The sequence below is a fragment of the Streptomyces sp. NPDC091292 genome (assembly GCF_044757265.1).
Taxonomy (GTDB): domain Bacteria; phylum Actinomycetota; class Actinomycetes; order Streptomycetales; family Streptomycetaceae; genus Streptomyces.
Window position 1 is genome coordinate 1 of the sequence record NZ_JBIVUQ010000004.1, and the last position, 14,312, is coordinate 14,312.

Sequence of the window (14,312 nt, forward strand, 5' to 3'; positions counted from 1 at the left end):
ATATCTGGCGTTGACTTTTAGCACGCTGTTGAGTTCTCAAGGAACGGACGCTTCCTTTGTACTCACCCCAGAACACTCTCTGCGGCTTTCCTCCGAGCTTCCCTTCGGTGTTTCCGACTCTATCAGACTCTTTCAGAACCTGATCCCCAGTCAGCGGGGTCCGTCTTCGCGGCTGTTGGGCCGTTCCGACGAGTGAGACTTTAGCGGAATCTCGGCTCCCGAGCTAATCGGGCTGCGTTCTTCGAACGCGGATTCCTCATTACGCAAAGACGCAAGAAAACGTATCGACGACGGATCGTCGATCGCTAGTTGGTTGGTGCGGAATGACTGTCCGGGGACCGACCGGAAGTCGGCGCTCACGTCGGACAGCCCGGAGAACATTACGTAGGCGAGGGAAGTGTGTCAACTCGGTGCCGGGTCGGGCCCGGATGCGTAGTCTTGAGGGCGTGACTACGCATGCGTACACCCAGCAGTGGTGGGCCGCCTGACAGGCGGCCGAGTTCACGTATGCGCTCAACGGCCGCCGCCCCGGCGGCCGTTTTTCGTTCTCCTCCTGGAGTCCTGGAGCCCGGCCGGCGGGTAGCGGTGGCCCGACCAGGAGGTGGAGAGATGACACGGGTCTTCAGTGGGGTCAAGCCGACGGGGCATCTGACGCTGGGGAACTATCTGGGGGCCGTTCGGCGGTGGGCCCAGGTCGATCAGTACCGCTCCGACGCTCTGTTCTGTGTGGTCGATCTGCATGCCCTGACCGTGGATCACGATCCCGGGCGGGTACTGCGGCTCAGTCGGCAGGCGGCGACGCTGCTGCTCGCGGCCGGCCTCGACCCCGAGCAGTGCACCGTGTTCGTGCAGAGCCATGTGGACGAGCACGCCCGGCTCTCGTATCTGCTGGAGTGCGTCGCGAACGACGGTGAGATGCGGCGGATGATCCAGTACAAGGAGAAGTCTGCGCGGGAGCGGGAGCGGGGCGGGAGTGTGCGGCTGTCGCTGCTGACGTATCCCGTGCTGATGGCGGCGGACATCCTGGCGTATGCGGCGGACGAGGTTCCGGTGGGCGACGACCAGACGCAGCATGTCGAGCTGGTGCGGGATCTGGCGGTGCGGTTCAACCAACGGTACGGACATACGTTCGTGGTGCCGCGGGCGACGCGTCCGAAGGTGGCCGCGCGGGTGATGGATCTTCAGCAGCCGATGTCGAAGATGGGCAAGTCCCACGAGAGCGCCGCCGGGATCGTCTATCTGCTGGACGAGCCGGACGTGGTGCGGAAAAAGATCATGCGGGCCGTGACGGACAGCGGGCAGGAGGTCGTGTACGACCCGGAGAACAAGCCCGGGATCTCGAATCTGCTGGAGATCCTTGCCGCCTGCGAGGCGGTTCAGAACTCGGGTGCGCAGAGTGGGAACCCCGAGGCGCTGAGCGGTGTACACACTACGTACGGGGCTTTGAAGAAGGACACCGCCGACGCCGTGGTGGAGCTGCTGAGGCCCGTGCAGCAGAGGCATAAGGAACTGATGGCTGATCCCGCGTATGTGGAAGGGGTGTTGCGGCGGGGAGCCGAGAAGGCGAGGGCGATGGCCAGACCTACGGTCGACGCTGCCTACCGAACGATCGGTCTTCTCCCGCCTGCCTGAAGGAGGCGCGGTAGGAGCGGGGGCTGGTGGCGAGGCGCGATGCGAAGTGCTGACGCATGGTGACCTCGCTGCCGAAGCCCGTGCGGTGGGCGATGTCGGGCATGGGGAGGTCGGTGCGTTCGAGGAGTTTCTGGGCAGCGGCGATGCGCTGGTCGAGGAGCCAGCGGAGAGGGGTGGTGCCGGTCGCGGAGGTGAAGTGGCGGGCGAAGGAGCGTGGTGACATGCCGGCCTGGTGGGCGAGGTCGGTGACGGTGAGCGGTTCGTGGAGGTGACGGAGGGCGTATGTCCGGACGGATGCGAGGGCGTCGGCGTCGCGGTCGGCGCGGGGAGTGGGGTGCTCGATGAACTGAGCCTGGGTTCCGGTGCGGAAGGGGGCGGTGACCATCGATCGGGCGATGGCAGCGGCTGCTTCGGCTCCGTGGCTCAGCCGGACCAGATGCAGGCACAGGTCGATTCCGGCGGCGGTGCCCGCAGCGGTCCAGATGTTGGCGTCCTCGATGAACAGGGCGTCGGGTTCGACGGTGACGAGGGGGTGATGGGCGCGGAAGAGGTCGACGAGGTTCCAGTGCGTGATGGCGCGGCGGCCGTCGAGTAGGCCGGCCTGGGCGAGCGTGAACGCGCCGCCGCAGAGGGCCGCGATGGTGGTGCCGCGTGCGTGAGCGCGGCGGAGTGCGGCGAGTACGGGTTCCGGTGCGGGCGTCAGGTGGTCGTCGAGGCCGGGGACGACGATCAGGTCGGCGCGGGGCAGCCAGTTGAGGGTGCGATCGGGGGTGAGGGTGAGGGAGCCGCGCATGGGGACGGGCGCGGGGTCGGCGGCGACGCGCCGCAGGTCGAATGCGGGGACGTCACGGTCGGTGCGGTCCGTGCCCCAGACCTCTGTGATGACGGAGACGTCGAAGGCGCGGATGCCGGGGAAGGTGAGGAGGGCGATGCGTTGCGGGGCGGCGGTGTCCGCTGCGGCGTCTGCCGGGTCTGCGTCGGGGGCGCGCGTGGGGGTGCCGTCGGCGTGGGTCCCGGTGGTACCGGGGGCGGCGGTACGCGGCTCGGCGGTGGGTGTCGTCGGAGTGGGCACGGTGGCAGTAAACCATCGATCGCTGACTTTTGTGGCTCTGGGGTGCGGTGCTGCGGGGCGGCAGGATCGTGCGTATGGAGATCACAGGGAATGCGGCGCTGATCGTGGTGGACGTGCAGAAGGGCTTCGAGGAGCCGGGCTTCTGGGGGCCTCGGAACAATCCGGGGGCCGATGGCAACATCGCCTCGCTGATCGGTGCCTGGCAGGCGACGGGACGGCCGGTCGTGTTCGTACGGCACGACTCGGTCTCGCCCGGGTCGCCGTTGCGGCCGGGGCAGGAGGGCAATGGACTCAAGGAGTACGTCGAGGAGCGGCGTGGGAAGGGGGGAGCGGCGGAGCTGTTCGTGACGAAGAGTGTGAACTCGGCCTTCTACGGGACGCCGGATCTGGATGCCTGGCTCAGGGAGGCGGGGATCTCGCAGATCGTGGTGGCGGGGATCCAGACCAATCAGTGCGCGGAGACGACGGCGCGGATGGGCGGGAATCTGGGGTACGACGTGGTGTTCGCGTGGGATGCGACGTACACGTTCGATCTGGAGGGGCCGTTCGGCTGGCGGTTGGGGGCGGAGGAGTTGGCGCGGGCGACGGCGGTGTCGCTGCACGGTGGGGGGTTCGCGAAGGTGGTGATGACGGAGGAGGTGGTCGCGGGGGCGCTCGGGGGGTAGGCGCGGCCCGTCGGGGTCAGGGCGGGGGTTGGGGGCGGATCAGGGTTTCGCCGGTCGGGGTGCGGTAGTAGAGGACCGAGCGGCCTGTGCGGCGGCGGGCGATGAGGTGGGCGTCGTGCAGGACCTTGAGGTGGCGGCCGACCGAGCCGAGGCCCTGGCCGGTGAGGGCGGTGAGTTGGGTGGTGCTCTTGGGGGTGTCGAGGAGGGCGAGGACGGTGGCGCGGGCGGGGCCGATGAGGCGGCGCAGGCTCTCGGGTGCGTGGGTGGGGGTGAGGGGGTCGGCGAGGGCGCCCGCGCAGGGGTAGACGACGGCGTGGCGGTGGCCGGAGTCCCAGGAGACCCAGCCGTGGCGGGGGGTGACGGGGACGAAGAAGAGGTGGGAGCCGGTGAGGTCGCGGGGCGGGTACTCGTGGGCGTTGACCTGGAGGCGGCTTTGGCCGAGCCAGCGCATGCCGGGGCGCATGTCGTCGATGGCGGCGGCCCAGCCGCCCTGGGCGAGGTGTTGGATGCGGGCGACGACGTCGGCTTCGAGGATGCGGCGGCGGCGTGGCCAGTCGGGGAGGACGGTTTCGGTCCAGACCCAGTCGAGGAGGTCGGCGGTGCGTTCCGGCAGGTCGGGGCGGTGGAGGCGGGCTGGGAGGGGGCCGGCGAGGGAGAGGGTGAGGTGGGCGTGGGCGGCCTCGGGGGGTGTGGCGCGGATGGCGGCGAGTTCGTCGTGGAAGGTGGGGGCGCCGTCGCCGGTGGGGGTGGGGGTGAGGAAGTCGGCGAGCCAGGCGTGGCCGAGGGCGGAGCGGATGAGGAGGGCGGTGACGGGGTCGGCGGCGAGGCGGTCGCGGTAGGCGGGGCGGTGGGTGGTGAACCAGGGGTGGTCGCCGGGGTGGGAGGGTTCGCCGCGTTCGAGGGCGATGAGGGCGGCGGTGGCCTCGGCGAGGGGGGAGACGACGAAGCGGCTGCTCGCGAGGGTGTCCGCGGTGATCTGCCACCAGCCCATGGTTTCGCCTCCCCGCGAAACATTAACGCTCCTGGGGTGGGCGGCTGAGACTCCCGGCATGCGGACGTATCGGGAGTTGTTCGGGGCGGCGGAGTTCGGGCCTTTGTTTCTGACGAGCACGTTGAAGGTCGCGGCGTCGACGGTGAGTGGGCTGGCGTTGGGGACGCTGGTGTATGGGGCGACGGGGTCGCCGTTGCTGGCGGCGCTGAGCATGTTCGGGCCGTCGTTGGCGCAGGTGGTGGGGGCGACGTTGTTGTTGTCGGCGGCGGACCGGTTGGCGCCGCGGGCGGCGTTGTCGGGGCTGGGGTTGGTGTTCGGGGTGGGGACGGGGGTGCAGGCGGTGCCGGGGATGCCGGTGTGGGGGATGTTCGCGATCGTGCTGGCGTTGGGGGTGGCGGCGTCGGTGCGGGGCGGGGTGACGTACGGGCTGTTGAACGAGGTGCTCGCGCGGGACGGGTTTCTGCTCGGGCGGTCGGTGATGAACATGTCGGTCGGGCTGATGCAGGTGTGCGGGTACGCGGTCGGGGGTGTGCTGGTGGGGGCGTTGTCGGCGCGCGGTGCGCTGGTGGTGGGGGCGGTGCTGTATCTGGGGTCGGCGGGGGTGGCGCGGTGGGGGTTGAGTGCGCGGGCGGCGCGGGCGACGGGGCGGGTGTCGCTGCGGGAGAGTTGGCGGGGCAGTGTGGCGTTGTTGTCGTCGCGGCCGAGGCGGTACGTGTATCTGGCGCTGTGGGTACCGAACGGGTTGATCGTGGGGTGTGAGGCGCTGTTCGTGCCGTATGCGCCGGAGCGTGCGGGGGTGCTGTTCGCGTGTGCGGCGGCGGGGATGCTGGTCGGGGACACGGTGGCGGGACGGTTCGTACCGCGGGGGTGGCGGCGGGTGGATGCGCCGTTGCGGTTGTTGCTGGCGACGCCGTATCTGGTGTTCGTGCTGGAACCCGGGTTGCCGGTGGCGATGGGGGTGGTGGCGCTGGCGTCGGTGGGGTTCGCGGCGACGCTGTTGCTCCAGGACCGGTTGATGGCGCTGACCCCGGAGGAGTTGAGCGGTCATGCGCTGGGGCTGCATTCGGCGGGCATGCTCACGATGCAGGGGGTGGGGGCGGCGCTGGCGGGCGCGGTGGCCCAGGTGACGTCGCCGGCGACGGCGATGGCGGTGATGGCGGGCGTGTCGGTGGTGGTGACGTTGGGGTTGTCGCGGGGGCTCCGGGACCCGAAGCCCCCGCGCTCCGATCCGGGTCCCGGCTCCTGTTCGGGCTCCTCTTCGGGCTCCTGTTCCGGCGCCGGGTCCCGAGCGCGGGCGGTCCCGGTGTTCAGTTGGTGCCGGAGGCCAGTTCGCGGCTGCGGTCGCGGGCCGCTTCGAGGGCGGCGATGAGGGCGGCGCGTACGCCGTGGTTCTCCAGCTCGCGGATGGCGTTGATCGTCGTGCCGGCCGGGGAAGTGACGTTCTCGCGGAGTTTGACGGGGTGTTCGCCGCTGTCGCGGAGCATCACGGCGGCGCCGATCGCGGCCTGGACGATGAGTTCGTGGGCCTTGTCGCGGGGCAGTCCGAGGAGGATGCCGGCGTCGGTCATGGCCTCGACCAGGTAGTAGAAGTAGGCGGGGCCCGAGCCCGAGAGGGCGGTCGCCGCGTCCTGTTGGGTCTCCGGGACGCGGAGGGTCTTGCCGACGGCGCCGAAGATCTTCTCGGCGCGTTCGAGGTGCCGGCCGGTGGCGTGGGTGCCCGCCGAGATGACGGACATGGCCTCGTCGACGAGGGCGGGTGTGTTCGTCATGGTGCGGACGACGGGGGTGCCGTCGGGCAGGCGTTCCTCGACGAACGTCGTGGGGATGCCGGCCGCGCCGCTGATGACCAGGCGGTCCGTGGGGATGTGCGGGGCGAGTTCGTCCAGGAGTGAGCCCATGTCCTGCGGCTTGACCGTGAGGATCAGGGTGTCGGCGGTCTTCGCGGCCTCCGGGTTGGTCACGGGCGTGACGCCGTGCCGGATGCGCAGCTCTTCGGCGCGTTCCGGGCGGCGGGCCGTGACCAGCAGGTCGGCGGGGGCCCAGCCGCCCCTGATCATGCCGCTGAGCAGGGCCTCGCCGATCTTTCCGGTGCCGAGGACTGCGACTTTGTCAACTTTGTCGACTTTGTCTACTTTATGGCTCATGCTCATGAGGGGTGCCCTTCGGGCTTCGGGGGTGCGTGGTCCGGGTGGTCCGGGGTCCGACCTCGTTCCCATCCTCGCAGAACTCCCCCGGGGTCCCCGGAGTCCCCGGTCGGCCAGGACCCCCGTACACCTCCCAGCCCCGTACACCTCACCCCCGTACCCCTCTCACGCCGTGCGCCGTCGTAGTGTCGCCGCGCCCAGGGTCAGGACCAGGAGGGCGCAGCCCGCCACGATCACGGTGTCGCGGACGAAGTCGCCGGTGATGTCGGAGTGGTGGAGGACCTGGTTCATGCCGTCGACGGCGTAGGACATGGGCAGGACGTTGGAGATCGCCTCCAGGATGGGTTGCATGTTCGGGCGGGCGGTGAAGAGGCCGCACAGGAGCAGTTGAGGGAAGATCACCGCGGGCATGAACTGGACCGCCTGGAACTCGGATGCCGCGAACGCCGAGACGAACAGGCCGAGGGCGGTGCCGAGCAGTGCGTCGAGCAGGGCCACCAGGAGGAGCAGCCAGGTGGAGCCGGTGACGTCGAGGCCGAGGCCCCATACGGCGAGCGCGGTGGCGAGGACCGACTGGACGACGGCGAGGGCGCCGAAGGCGAGGGCGTAGCCGGCGATGACGTCGGCCTTGCCGATCGGGAGGGCGAGCAGGCGTTCGAGGGTGCCGGATGTGCGTTCGCGGAGGGTCGCGATGGAGGTGACCAGGAACATCGTGATCAGCGGGAAGATGCCGAGCAGCGAGGCGCCGATGGAGTTGAAGGTGCGGGCGCTGCCGTCGAAGACGTAGCGGAGCAGGAAGAGCATCACGCACGGTACGAGGATCATCAGGGCGATCGACCGCGGGTCGTGGCGGAGCTGGCGCAGGACGCGGGCCGCGGTGGCGAGGGTGCGGGAGAGGTTCATCGGACCGGCTCCTTGGCGGGCGCGTCGCCCTGGGCAGGGGGGCCGCCGACCGTCGCGGCGGATGTCATGGCGGCGGCCTCGTCCACGAGGCGCAGGAACGCGTCCTCGACGGTCTCGGTGTCCATCCGGTGCCGCAGGGCGTCGGGCGTGTCGTCGGCGAGGATCTCGCCCTCGCGCATGAGGAGCAGCCGGTGGCAGCGTTCGGCCTCGTCCATGACGTGCGAGGACACCAGGATGGTGACCTGGCGGTCGGTGGCGAGTGCGTGGAAGAGGTTCCAGAGGTCGCGGCGGAGTACGGGGTCCAGGCCGACGGTCGGCTCGTCCAGGACGAGCAGTTCGGGGGTGCCGAGGAGGGCGACGGCGAGGGAGACGCGGCTGCGCTGGCCGCCGGAGAGGTTGCCGGCGAGGGCGTCGGTGTGCGAGGTGAGGTCGACGTCGTCGATGGCGCGGGTGACGTGTTGCCTGCGGCGTTCGGCCGCCGGGCGGCCCGGGTCGAGGATCGCGGCGAAGTACTCCAGGTTCTGGCGCACCGTCAGGTCGTCGTAGACCGAGGGGGCCTGGGTCACGTAGCCGACGCGGGAGCGTAGGGGTTTGGCGCCCGCCGGGTGACCCAGGACGTCCAAGGTGCCGGTGACCTTGGCCTGGGTGCCGACGATCGCGCGCATCAGGGTCGACTTTCCGCATCCGGACGGGCCGAGGAGTCCCGTGATCTGGCCCCGGGGGACCGTGAAGTCGATGCCGTGCAGGACGGTACGGGTGCCTCTGATCACGGTGAGGTCGGCGGCGGTGACGCATGCGCCGGGCTTGGCGGGTGGGGCCGTGTCCGGAGGCGGTCCTTGTGGGTGAGCCGCGTAATTCATCATGCGATGAATAATCCACCGGAGGGTGTCGCGCGTCAACCGAAGGCACGGGACGTGACGGCACACCGCGGGAGTCGGTGACCGGGGCGAGGGGCGCGTCAGGCCGTTTCTGGGTGAGCCCCGCGCGGGGTTCGCGCCCCCGCCGCCTCCTCACTCCCGCCGTCACACATCCGCAACACCCCGCTCCCGTTCGTGGCAACTCCCCTTGCTGACAATGGATTTCAGTGCCGTGACGTCCCCCGCCGACCGGCACCCACGCACCCCCTCACCCGGAGGTGCACCTCATGCGCGTCCCGTTCAGCCGTGGCCCGTCCGCCCAGAGCCCTTTCAGCCGTGGCCCGTTCACCCGTGGCCCGCTCGCCCGAATATCGCCGACCCGCATACCGTCCGGCGCCCGCGCCGACTTCGCCGCCTCGCTCGTCGTCTTCCTCGTCGCCCTGCCGCTCTGCGTCGGCGTCGCCGTGGCCTCCGGGGTCCCCGCCGAACTGGGGCTGATCACCGGGATCGTCGGAGGGCTCGTCGCCGGGGCGCTGCCCGGCAGCAGCCTCCAGGTCAGCGGGCCCGCCGCCGGGCTGACGGTGCTCGTGTACGAGGCGGTACGCGCGTACGGCGTCGGCACGCTCGGGCTGCTCGTCCTCGGCGCCGGGCTGGTGCAACTTGCCCTCGGCGCGGCCCGGCTCGGCCGCTGGTTCCGGGCCGTGTCGGTCGCCGTCGTCCACGGCATGCTGGCCGGTATCGGCCTGGTCCTGGTCGCGGGCCAGATCTACGCGATGGCCGACGCGCCGGCGCCCGCGACCGGCCTCGCGAAACTCGCCGGGCTGCCCGGGTTCGCGGGCCTCGCGCAGCCCGTCGCCCTCGGCGTCGGCTGCGGCACCCTCGCCGTACTGGTCCTCTGGCCCCGTTGGCGGCGCGGTGCGCGGCTGCTGCCCGCGCCGCTGGTCGCCGTCGGGCTCGCGTCCGCCGCGACCGCGCTGCTCGATCTTCCGGTGCGCCGGATCGAGGTGGGGGCGCTGCTCGACGCCGTACGGCCGCCGTCGGATGTCGGGCGGCTCACGGAAGTGGGCGTCATCGGCACGGTCCTCGCCTTCGCGCTGATCGCGTCCGCCGAATCGCTGTTCAGCGCGGCGGCCGTCGACCGGCTGCACGACGGACCGCGCACCGACTACGACCGGGAACTCGTCGCCCAGGGCGCGGGCAACACCGTCTGCGGGCTGCTCGGCGCGCTGCCGATGACCGCCGTGATCGTGCGCAGCGCGGCCAACGTCCGCGCGGGCGCCCGCACCAAGGCGTCCCGGATTCTGCACGGGGTGTGGCTGCTCCTGTTCACCGCGCTGCTCCCCGGGCTGCTCGGTTTCATCCCGGTGGCCGCGCTGGCCGGGCTGCTCGTGCACGCGGGCTGCAAGCTCGTCCCGGTGCGGGAGCTGGGGCCGCTGTGGCGGACGCATCGCGGTGAGGCGGTGATCCTCGCGGTGACGGCCGGGGCGATCGTCGTCGGGAACCTGTTCGAGGGCGTCCTGATCGGGCTCGCCCTCGCCGTGGCCAAGACGGCGTGGGACATCAGCCATGTGCACGTCGAGACGGTGGACCGGGGCGCCGAAGGGCTGGTCGTACGGGTCACCGGCAACGCCACCTTCCTGCGGCTGCCCAAACTGCTCGACGCCCTGGAGGCGCTGCCCGCCGACCGTGCCGTACGGCTCGACGTCGGTGGGCTGCGGCACGTCGACCACGCGTGTGCGGCGGCGCTGGAGGGGTGGGAGCTGGGGCGGGCCCCCGTGAGGGCCCCCGTGACGGAGACCGGCGGAGAGGCCGGCGCGGGGACCGGTGCAGGGACGACCGGCGGAGAGGCCGACGGCGGTCAGGACGGGCGGTGCGCGAGCAAGAGGTCGACCGTGTAGTACTCGTCCACCACCCCGTGCGGGAAGATCCGCGTCAGCTCCGTCCGCTCCTCGGCGAGGAACTCCGCAGCGCCCTCCTCGCCGAGGACCAGGAAGAGCGAGTGGCTGCCGAGGTTCGCCAGATGCGTGTCGAGCGGGACGCGGCGGCTCCAGGACACCCGGTGCCGTACGAAGTCGACGGCGCCGGAGAGCCCGTGGGTGCGCTCGGCGGTGCCGTGGGCGCCGGTGCCCGCGCCGAATCTGCGCTCGACACGGGCCTCCTGAGCGGCGACCCACGGCACGGTCCGGTCCGGCACGTTCCACCACAGGGCGAGCGCGCCGCCGGGCCGCAGTACGCGGACGGCCTCCGGGACGGAGCGTTCCGGATCAGTCCAGTGCCAGGACTGGGCGTAGGTGAGGAAGTCTGCCGAGGCGTCCGCGATCGGCAGGGCGTTGCCGTCGCCGCGCACGATCGGTACGCCGGGCAGGGCGCGGCGGAACTGGGCCGCCATTCCGTCGCCCGGCTCCACGGCGACGACCTGGGCCCCGCGCGCGTACAGCTCGGCGGTCGCGATGCCGGTGCCCGCGCCGACGTCGATCACGCGGGCGCCCTTGAACGGGTGGCCTGCGAGTTCTTCCACGGCGTCGAAGAGGGCGGGCGGGTACGAGGGGCGGTTGGCGGCGTACTGGGCCGCGGCGGCGTTGAACGAGTGAGCGCGGGAGGTGGCGTCCATAGCGGACATCCTCGCGGGCGGCGGCGCCGGACGTCAGCCCCGGAACCGAGGGGGACTCAGGTCACCCGCGGCTCTTCTTGGCCGGGTTCCCGGTGCGGCGGCCCGCGCGGCGCTCGTACCGCGCCATGGCCTCCTCGTACTCGGCGCGGCGCAGGCCCTCGCCCGGGGCCTCGACGAGGCAGCGCACGAAGTACGCGAGGAGGCTGCCGACGAAGCCGATGGCCAGCAGGCCGCGCAGCGCGTCCGGCTCGTCCGGCTCGGGCCGCTTCACGTACCCCTGCCAGGTGCGGCGGAAGGCGAGGGCGCCGCAGATCGCGAACATGACGACCGTGAGGACGCTCACGAAGGAGCCGACGGCCGCGATCGTCAGGCCCTGGAAGGCGAAGCGGAGTACCAGGGCGCCGGCGACGGCGGCGAGCAGCGCCGCGGTGGCGGCTGCCGCGCGGCGGGCCGCGTAGCCGCCGTCGTGCCGCAGCCAGGTCGTGCCGAAGAAGCGGAGGGGTTCGGGGCGGGGGCCCGCCGTCGTGGCTGAGGCATCGGGAGTGGCGGCGGGGACGGCTTCGGTCGTGGCCGGGGCGTCGGTGGGGCGTTCGCGGGTTCCGGAATGTTCGCTCACGGGTCGATTATCACCTCCGGTCCCGCACATACGGAGCTGCCGCTACCGCACCGGCGATGCCGGATCCCCGCACCCGAACCGCTAGTTTGTTCAGAGCCGACGGCACGCGACACGGCACGGGACAAGGGCGACAGGGGAGGTGGGCGGCGGTGGAACTGCGCGGAGGGGACCCGGAATCCATCGGCGGCTACCCGCTGGAGAAACGGCTCGGCGCGGGTGGCATGGGCACGGTCTATCTGGCGCGTACGGCGTCGGGACGGCCCGTCGCGATCAAACTGATCCACCGGCAGTTCGCGGACGACGAGGAGTTCCGCATCCGCTTCCGGCAGGAGGTGTCGGCGGCCCGCCGGGTGAGCGGTGTGTTCACGGCGGCCGTGGTCGACGCCGACCCGGAGAGCGACCACCCGTGGATGGCCACCGCGTACATCACCGGGCCGACGCTCGCCCAGCGGATCGCCCAGAACGGCGCGCTGACCGGCGCTGAGCTGCGGACCCTCGCGATCGGGCTCGCCGAGGCGTTGCGCGAGATCCACCGCGCGGGCGTGGTGCACCGCGACCTGAAGCCGTCGAACGTCGTGCTCTCGCCGGACGGCCCGCGCGTCATCGACTTCGGCATCTCGCGCGCGGCGGGGAACCAGACGCTCACCATGACGGGCCGCGTCATAGGGACGCCGCCGTTCATGTCGCCGGAGCAGTTGCAGTCGCCGCGTGAGGTCGGGCCCAGGTCCGACGTGTTCTCGCTGGCCACGCTGCTCGTCTACGCGTCCACCGGGCAGGGGCCGTTCGACGCGGACAGCCCGTACATGACGGCGTACCAGGTCGTGCACGAGGCGCCGGAGCTGCGGGCCGTGCCGGAGATGCTGCGCGCGATCGTGGAACCCTGCCTGGCCAAGGAGCCGGACGGACGGCCGTCCGCCGACGAACTCCTCGGACGGCTGCGGGCCCTGCCGGAGGACCTCGGGCCGACCGCCGAGGAGTCGGGTACGGCGAAGGTCGACGAGGACACGCAGGCGCTGACGGACGCCACGGACCCGACTCCTACGCCCACGTCGTCCACACCCCCGGAAGGTTCCGCGCGCCGGTCCCGTCCGTCCCGGCCGAGCGCCCGTACCCGCCGCCGTAGCGTCATGGCCGTCGTCGTGACCGTGGCCGCCATCGCGGGCGGGGTCGCGCTGCTGAAGTCCGGTGGGGGCGCGGACGCGCAGGAGCCGGTGGCGGACCGGAGCACGTCGGACAGCCGGATGGCGTCGCCCACCGGGGCCGCGCTGCCGGACGGGTTCCGGCCGTGGCTGCGGACCGTGCGCGGCGGGCAGCCGGACATCCCCGACGAACTGCGCTGTGTCGCGCACGACACCGCCGTGTACTGCGGGGGCGGGGGTGTCCTGGCCACACGGCTGCGGGCGTCCGACGGCAAGGAGATGTGGCGCCGCACCAGCCCCGGGGTGCCGATGCAGGGCGTACGCCTCGTGGGCGCCACCGACGACACGGTCATCGGCTACCGGATGCCCGCCGACAACTCCGACCGGTTCGAGATCGTGGCCCTCTCGGCGGACAAGGGCCGGGAGCGGTGGAACGCCCGGGTCGGCGGCAGTGCGACGACCCTCACCGGGCAGTCCGACCTCGCCGTCGTGGCCGGCACCACCGTGCTCTCCGTGGACCCTGAGCGGTCCCGGATCGAGGCGCGTTCCGCGCGCGACGGCACGGTGTCGTGGACGAGCCCGTTCCGCGCCGGTACGGAGTGCGTGCCGTTCGTGGCGGGCGGCACGCCGTTCGCGATGTGCTCGCCGCGGGCCGAGGTCGATGCGGGTGAGGTCGACAACGCGACCGTGCACACGCTCGACGTGAAGACCGGGGCGCTCGGTGCCGCGATGGCGGTCGGGCAGCGCGCCCAGCCCATGGGCACCGTCGCCGGGCGGCTCGTCCTGCTCCAGGAGCACCGGGTCGGCCCGGGGTTCGACGGCTGGTCGAAGATCGTCAGGGTCGACCCCGCGACCGGCGGCGTCACCTCGGTGCCGGTCAAGCGGTACTCGGGTACGACGGCGGGGTTCGCGGGCGGCACGCTCTACTTCGCCGGGGTCACCGGGCGGGTCAGCGCGGTCGACCCGGCGAACGGGAAGGAGCGGTGGTCGACGCAGACCGCCGCCGAGTCCGCGTCCGGGCCGGTCGCGGCGCACGGGGCCGTGTACTTCAGCTCCGCGAGCGGGCGGGTCGCCGCGCTCGGCGTGCGCGACGGCGCCCTGCTGTGGGGCACCGATCCGCGCGCGGACAGTGTCAGCGGTGAGGTGAACGCGAGCGCGCGGGTGGTGGTCGCGGGCCGTGCGCTGGTCGTCGCGGCGGGCCAGAACACGGTGTTCTCCTTCGACGCGGCCGAGCCGCCGAAGACCGGCTGAGGTCCCGGCGGCCCGGTAGCGGTAGGACGTGTACGGGTGTCAGGGACCGGTCAGCAGCGCGGCGCCACGTACCCGTCGTTGCCCGTACGGACATAGGTGTCGGACACATAGCGGCCGGTGCCGATGCGGTCCCAGATGGCGGAGGTCCCCAGGGGACCGGTGATGGTCTGGCCCGAGGTCTGGCAGCCGATGCTGACGCGGGCGCCGGAGGCGAGGCTGCCGACCTTGGCGTACTGGGTGCCGGGGCCGGAACGGACGTTGACGTCGGCGACGACCGGGTAGGTCGCCGCGGCGGCCAGGGTGGTGGTGGGCTCTGGTGCCGTGAGGTTCTCGCTCATGGTTGTCTCCCCCCGTGGAGCGCGATGGGCGGTTTCCGGCCAGTGGTACGGGTGAGCGTACGGGGGCCGGAGCGCCGCCCGTTGTCTTTACTT

The 14,312-nt window shown here is 71.9% G+C and carries 14 protein-coding genes; 6 read left to right on the forward strand and 8 right to left on the reverse strand.

Translation table 11 applies throughout. From position 1 onward, the window contains the following. Together ACIQNU_RS14155 and trpS are read left to right on the forward strand one after the other, a co-directional pair. Positions 1 to 196 (forward strand): hypothetical protein (locus ACIQNU_RS14155; RefSeq protein ID WP_401365657.1); only part of this gene is annotated, 196 nt, incomplete at its 5' end. A 413-nt stretch (positions 197 to 609) separates the two neighbouring features. Beyond that, a complete protein-coding gene (trpS, locus tag ACIQNU_RS14160; RefSeq protein ID WP_401365659.1) occupies positions 610 to 1,632 on the forward strand; it encodes a tryptophan--tRNA ligase in 1,023 nt (340 codons plus the stop codon). Here trpS and ACIQNU_RS14165 read toward each other — a convergent pair. Continuing rightward, positions 1,583 to 2,563, reverse strand: a complete 981-nt coding sequence (locus ACIQNU_RS14165; protein WP_401366388.1) for a GlxA family transcriptional regulator — start codon at positions 2,561 to 2,563, stop codon at positions 1,583 to 1,585. The genes trpS and ACIQNU_RS14165 overlap by 50 nt on opposite strands. 215 nt (positions 2,564 to 2,778) lie before the next feature. Here ACIQNU_RS14165 and ACIQNU_RS14170 point away from each other — a divergent pair, with 215 nt between their 5' ends. Next, positions 2,779 to 3,369 (forward strand): cysteine hydrolase family protein, encoded by a 591-nt coding sequence (locus ACIQNU_RS14170; protein ID WP_401365661.1) that lies wholly within the window; start codon positions 2,779 to 2,781, stop codon positions 3,367 to 3,369. A gap of 16 nt (positions 3,370 to 3,385) precedes the next feature. Here the strand turns inward: ACIQNU_RS14170 and ACIQNU_RS14175 are convergent, their stop codons facing one another. Further along, positions 3,386 to 4,360, reverse strand: coding sequence for a transcriptional regulator (locus tag ACIQNU_RS14175; RefSeq protein WP_401365663.1), 975 nt, complete (start codon positions 4,358 to 4,360; stop codon positions 3,386 to 3,388). A gap of 58 nt (positions 4,361 to 4,418) precedes the next feature. On the opposite strand from ACIQNU_RS14175, the gene ACIQNU_RS14180 reads away from it, so the two are divergent. Next, positions 4,419 to 5,729 (forward strand): MFS transporter, encoded by a 1,311-nt coding sequence (locus ACIQNU_RS14180; RefSeq protein ID WP_401365665.1) that lies wholly within the window; start codon positions 4,419 to 4,421, stop codon positions 5,727 to 5,729. Here the strand turns inward: ACIQNU_RS14180 and proC are convergent. The 3 genes from proC to ACIQNU_RS14195 form a co-directional block, all read right to left on the reverse strand. Then, on the reverse strand, positions 5,668 to 6,504 hold the full coding sequence (gene proC, locus ACIQNU_RS14185) for a pyrroline-5-carboxylate reductase (RefSeq protein ID WP_401365667.1): 837 nt from the start codon (positions 6,502 to 6,504) through the stop codon (positions 5,668 to 5,670). The genes ACIQNU_RS14180 and proC overlap by 62 nt on opposite strands. Positions 6,505 to 6,669: 165 nt before the next feature. Then, positions 6,670 to 7,407 (reverse strand): ABC transporter permease, encoded by a 738-nt coding sequence (locus tag ACIQNU_RS14190; protein ID WP_401365668.1) that lies wholly within the window; start codon positions 7,405 to 7,407, stop codon positions 6,670 to 6,672. Beyond that, complete coding sequence (locus ACIQNU_RS14195) at positions 7,404 to 8,270, reverse strand: ABC transporter ATP-binding protein (protein ID WP_401365669.1); 867 nt, start codon at positions 8,268 to 8,270, stop codon at positions 7,404 to 7,406. Before ACIQNU_RS14195 ends, ACIQNU_RS14190 begins: the two co-directional genes overlap by 4 nt. Positions 8,271 to 8,551: 281 nt before the next feature. Here ACIQNU_RS14195 and ACIQNU_RS14200 point away from each other — a divergent pair, with 281 nt between their 5' ends. Beyond that, positions 8,552 to 10,162, forward strand: a complete 1,611-nt coding sequence (locus ACIQNU_RS14200; protein WP_401365670.1) for a SulP family inorganic anion transporter — start codon at positions 8,552 to 8,554, stop codon at positions 10,160 to 10,162. On the opposite strand, the gene ACIQNU_RS14205 is transcribed toward ACIQNU_RS14200, so the two are convergent. After that, positions 10,123 to 10,875 (reverse strand): class I SAM-dependent methyltransferase, encoded by a 753-nt coding sequence (locus tag ACIQNU_RS14205; protein ID WP_401365672.1) that lies wholly within the window; start codon positions 10,873 to 10,875, stop codon positions 10,123 to 10,125. The genes ACIQNU_RS14200 and ACIQNU_RS14205 overlap by 40 nt on opposite strands. 61 nt (positions 10,876 to 10,936) lie before the next feature. After that, positions 10,937 to 11,491 carry an EamA/RhaT family transporter gene (locus tag ACIQNU_RS14210; RefSeq protein ID WP_401365673.1) on the reverse strand — a complete coding sequence of 185 codons (555 nt, stop codon included), beginning with the start codon at positions 11,489 to 11,491 and terminating at the stop codon, positions 10,937 to 10,939. A gap of 149 nt (positions 11,492 to 11,640) precedes the next feature. Here ACIQNU_RS14210 and ACIQNU_RS14215 point away from each other — a divergent pair, with 149 nt between their 5' ends. Beyond that, entirely contained in the window at positions 11,641 to 13,881 is a 2,241-nt protein-coding gene (locus tag ACIQNU_RS14215) for a protein kinase (RefSeq protein ID WP_401365675.1), read from the forward strand. A gap of 50 nt (positions 13,882 to 13,931) precedes the next feature. Here the strand turns inward: ACIQNU_RS14215 and ACIQNU_RS14220 are convergent, their stop codons facing one another. Further along, positions 13,932 to 14,219 (reverse strand): SH3 domain-containing protein, encoded by a 288-nt coding sequence (locus ACIQNU_RS14220; RefSeq protein ID WP_401365676.1) that lies wholly within the window; start codon positions 14,217 to 14,219, stop codon positions 13,932 to 13,934. Positions 14,220 to 14,312: the final 93 nt, after the last annotated feature.